This is a genomic window from Endozoicomonas sp. SESOKO2 (assembly GCF_024606245.1).
Lineage (GTDB): Bacteria > Pseudomonadota > Gammaproteobacteria > Pseudomonadales > Endozoicomonadaceae > Endozoicomonas_A.
The window spans coordinates 1-4,125 of record NZ_JAHHPQ010000491.1; the positions used below are offsets into that span (position 1 = coordinate 1).

The window sequence follows — 4,125 nt, forward strand, 5'->3', positions numbered from 1 at the left end:
AAATTGACGCTACCGCCCGTGGATTTGACCATTGTCTTTTATTGACGCCGGGGAGCATGGGACCAGATAGCTCAGGAGTGAAATTTTTGGATAGCAAAATATTGTGCGCTTATGAAAGGTGAGACGGTAGGTGTGCCTTGGCGAACCCGTGCAAGCTCGCTGCAATAAAGTCGTTGCGTTGAGTTCGAGCGTGTTACACTTTTGTACGAGGCGATAGGAAACGCAAAATAATGAAATTAGGAAGCGAAGGAACGGGCAGGAAGCTCCCACATCTGGCTCCATCTTCAGACTTGCCCAATGAAGTCCAGGGGGTTCACAAGAAAGAGATTACCCGCAAGCAGATAGTGTCTCGCTCAGAACACAAACCCTTCCGGTCACTGGCTGAAAGGGGGATTGAGGCGGTTCCCGTTAAACCCGGTCTGTTGACCCGTGCACTCAGTTCACTGTCGTCCAGTTTTCTGTCTTTCTTCAGCTCTGCGATTGCATCGGTTGCCAGCAACAGTCAGAAAGAAGTTCGCGATTTAATCAATAGACAGCTGGAAAACCAGACAATAATCCATCGAGATATTAAAAAGCTTGAGGAAGGTTTGAAGCCTATTGAGGGGAGACTGCAAACTTTGCGCGAAAGTGTCGAGCTTCTGACTCCTGAACAGATAGGCGAATACGGTGATCTGATAGCAAAGCAGCTCACAAAACACGAGCAGCTGGTTATCAAGAGGGCTCATTTAAGAAAAACCGTTGAGCAGGTGCAATCTTATGAACAGAGTCTGTCTGCCAGTAAAAGTCAACAGTCTCTGAATATGAAAGTGTTGGAAGAGAATATCTCAACCGGCATTGAAGCCCTCATGCTACTGAAAGATGTTTTTAATAAAAGCCAGAAAAAGAAGCACCAGGGCAAGGTGTTTGAAATGCGTCTGGGCGATATCAAAGTGACCGATCCTGACCGTTATGATTTTCAGGTTAAAAATCTGGTGGTCAATGTCGGGCGTTTCTGTTTTGAGAAGGGTTATCTTGAGCTGGAAGTGCCGGAGCTCTCTGCCCATTGTTTTTCTGAGGGGGAAAGCAAAGCAGTTGGCCCCATCAAGATGAAGGGGAGCTGCCGGGTTCGCATTGGTGAACCTCTTGCTGAACCCTTGAACAAATTATTGACTTGTAGAAAGACAGAGATTTTTAGCGCCTATAAAAAAGTTTCCGAAGCATTGAACTCCCTGTCTGCAGAAACATCCGGACTGGCTGCGCAAAGGCGGCTGGGCGACATCATTCAGTGTTCGGTTGATGGTCTGGAAATGGCTGGGGGGGAAGTGAAGTCAGATCTGTTCACTGAAGCAATGGGAGAAGGGATCATCCGATTATTCTCTCCGCTTGTGACAACCTGGAAAAAAGAACTGGGTGCCCATAGCCTTAAAGAGTCCAGAGTTAAAGAAGCTGGCGATACTGTGAAAGCCGAAAGTTTTGCAGCCCTGTGTCAGGTAAGAGAAAAATCGATAAAGATGTTGAAAGAGGATCTTCCAAAGATCAAGGAAAGTAAGACGAAAAAAGCCTGTCAGGCCATACTGGCGGAATACCGGACAGACCTGAAGCGATCCCGAAATGTGTTGCAGAAGAAGAAAGAGGCGCTATCGGCTCAGAAAAATCATACGGCGGCTGTTGTGTATCGAGAGGCCAATGCCGGAAAATCTGTCCAGTCTTACCAAAATGCCCTGAAGCTCTTTCATACCTTAAGAGGGATTACCAGAAGGCAAACGTCAGGCCAGTCAGCGTCTGAATCGATTCATTTCAGCGAGCAGCGCATTGACTTCACAGACACTTCCCATGCCGAATTATCGTCCGCTTCTCTCAAGCTTTCCGGGTTCAGCCTGGGTGATGATGGTGTGCTTGAAATCAAAGTGCCTGATGTTTCCCTGAATCTGGGGCTGGTCAACGAAGTGTCTGATACCTGTGAAGCGTTTCCGGCCAGCTTCAAAGACGTCTCTCTGAAAGTGAGTTCACCCATGGGAAGGATTGTCCATGAAATACTGCTGCTGGACTTTCCTCTTGAGTTTCGGGCACTGGAACGGCTATGGAAACAGTATCAGGCTTGTACCTCTGAACATTACAGCTCTCTTGGTGCCCATGAGCCTGTTAATGTGGCCAGTTACTTTTCTGTCGACATAGGCAGTATGGCTCGTTTGGCAGACGGGGATGTTCGGATTGAAGCTGTAGAGCGACCGGATGAAGATAAAGAGTTGATGGTTCTTGCCGTCTCTCGTCTTATGGGACAGAAGCTTGAGGTCGGCGAGCTGGGTCAGCTGTTTCAAGAAGAAATGGGTATGAATCCTCAGTCGTCCAGTCAGCTTATGAACCTGCTTTGTCTGGGCTTGCTGGGGGAACCGGAACCTTTGATGAACCCTGCGGCTTTAGTGGATGCACCCCTCAAAAATACCGTTGAACAAGTCTCAGTCTCAAGATCTCCGGAAGCTCCTTCTCCTTTTAATGAGCAGAAAGATTTATCGAGTCCTGCTAAACCGACATCCTTACCTAAAGACGTTGAGGTGACTCCAGTCATCAATCAAGAAGGTGATATTAGAGTTAATTCGCTCCCTCAAAGATCAAAACAAACATCGAGTCCTCCTTCTGAAACCCCGGGAGTTAATAGCGATGCCTTGTCAGAGAGTAAAGGTGAAAGCAAGAAGCAAGTGTTCAGGGCACTTCAGGAGGGCGGTGAAAAAACAGTACTGTCCAAGACAGAGATTCGTATGGGCGACCTAAGCCGTTGTCCGGGGGTCAGTCAGTTGAAAGCAAGGGTTAATGGTCACACACCGCAAGTGAGCTTTGCCCTGAAAGCGCCTGTTCTCAAGGTTCTGGGCAAGTTACCTTTGCTGTTGAGTTGGTTGGTGGGATCTGATCTGTCTTTATCGGTTCAGGCTCCCCTGAAAGAGGATGTAGTCCAACTCAGTCAACCTTCCCTTCAAGTTCATAGTGCGAGAGTGCCTTTTTTGGGTACCTGGCTTGCCAATTTTTGGTTAAAGCGTGCCTTGGCTAAAGGGCAGTTAGCCATTAACTCCCATCAGAGTGAAGGGCAGGCGGATCTGCAATTCGTGGGGGTTGAGCAAGCCTGAAGTCAGGATCAGCCCTTCTGTAGTGAATTCTGTCTCGTCCCGGTCTACTTTGTAAGGGGCATAAACTATAAAAACACTGACCCGAAGGATAACTGGCTATAAATGCCTTCTTGCGTTTCGGCTATAGTTTGTTGGCTGGGACGATTTAGCGCGGTTCGTTCACTGATGTTAAAACTCGAAAAAACACAGATCTTTTTGCAGCAGGAGGCTAAAAACAAGCACGAGGCTTTGCAGTTGGCTGGCAGCAAAATGTTGGAAACCGGATTGGTTTCAGCCGACTACCTTCCGGGCATTCACGCCCGGGAGACGCTGGCTTCCACTTTTCTGGACAACGGTATCGCCATACCCCACGGCATGCCTCAGTCTCGCCATGCCATTAAAAAAACGGGTGTGGTGGTCATTCAGTTTCCTGAGGGCGTTGAGTGGGGAGTGAATCAGCCCGTTTTTCTGGCCTTTGGCGTAGCGGCCCACTGCCATGAGCACCTCAGGATTCTGGGGGGGCTTACCCGGGTTCTGGATGATCGCCTTCTATGCCGTTATCTGGCTCGTACCCATGAGCCTGAAAAAATTATCGATGCGCTGGAGGGCAAACCTCTACCGGGGCTTGGCAGTCTCAGTGAATGGCAAAAGGCTTACTTAAATCAAAGCCGGAGAGAAACCTCTGAAAGAGGCTGGGTCAGTCGCACATGCACTAGAAGCAGGGAGCTGACCAGGGAGTATCTCATTAACAATATCAATGGTTTACATGCCAGATGTGGCAGTGCCATGATTGCCGCCCTTACGCACTATGACACCCGTGTATATGTGCGCAATGTCAGCAAGAATGGTGAGTATGTCAACGGCCGCAGTCTGGTCAAACTGCTCGGCCTTGAGCTGGTTTGCGGTGAGACTCTGGGTATCAGGCTTTCCGGTCTTCATGCACATGAAGCGTTAAAGCGGCTCGACCAGTTGATTTCAGAAGAGTTTACTTTGATCTAGCAGCCTGTCGGACTTAAGGCTGTCCTACTGCGGTTGCAATAAATTGGTC

At 48.8% G+C, this 4,125-nt stretch carries 2 protein-coding genes; both read left to right on the plus strand.

Features of this window, described 5'->3' with window-relative positions; translation table 11 throughout:
• The first annotated feature begins 230 nt into the window (after positions 1-230).
• Positions 231-3,098, plus strand: a complete 2,868-nt coding sequence (locus KDK17_RS11300; RefSeq protein ID WP_257280597.1) for a hypothetical protein — start codon at positions 231-233, stop codon at positions 3,096-3,098.
• Between the two features lie 165 nt (positions 3,099-3,263).
• Entirely contained in the window at positions 3,264-4,076 is an 813-nt protein-coding gene (locus tag KDK17_RS11305; protein ID WP_257274981.1) for a PTS sugar transporter subunit IIA, read from the plus strand.
• The last annotated feature ends 49 nt before the right edge of the window (positions 4,077-4,125 follow it).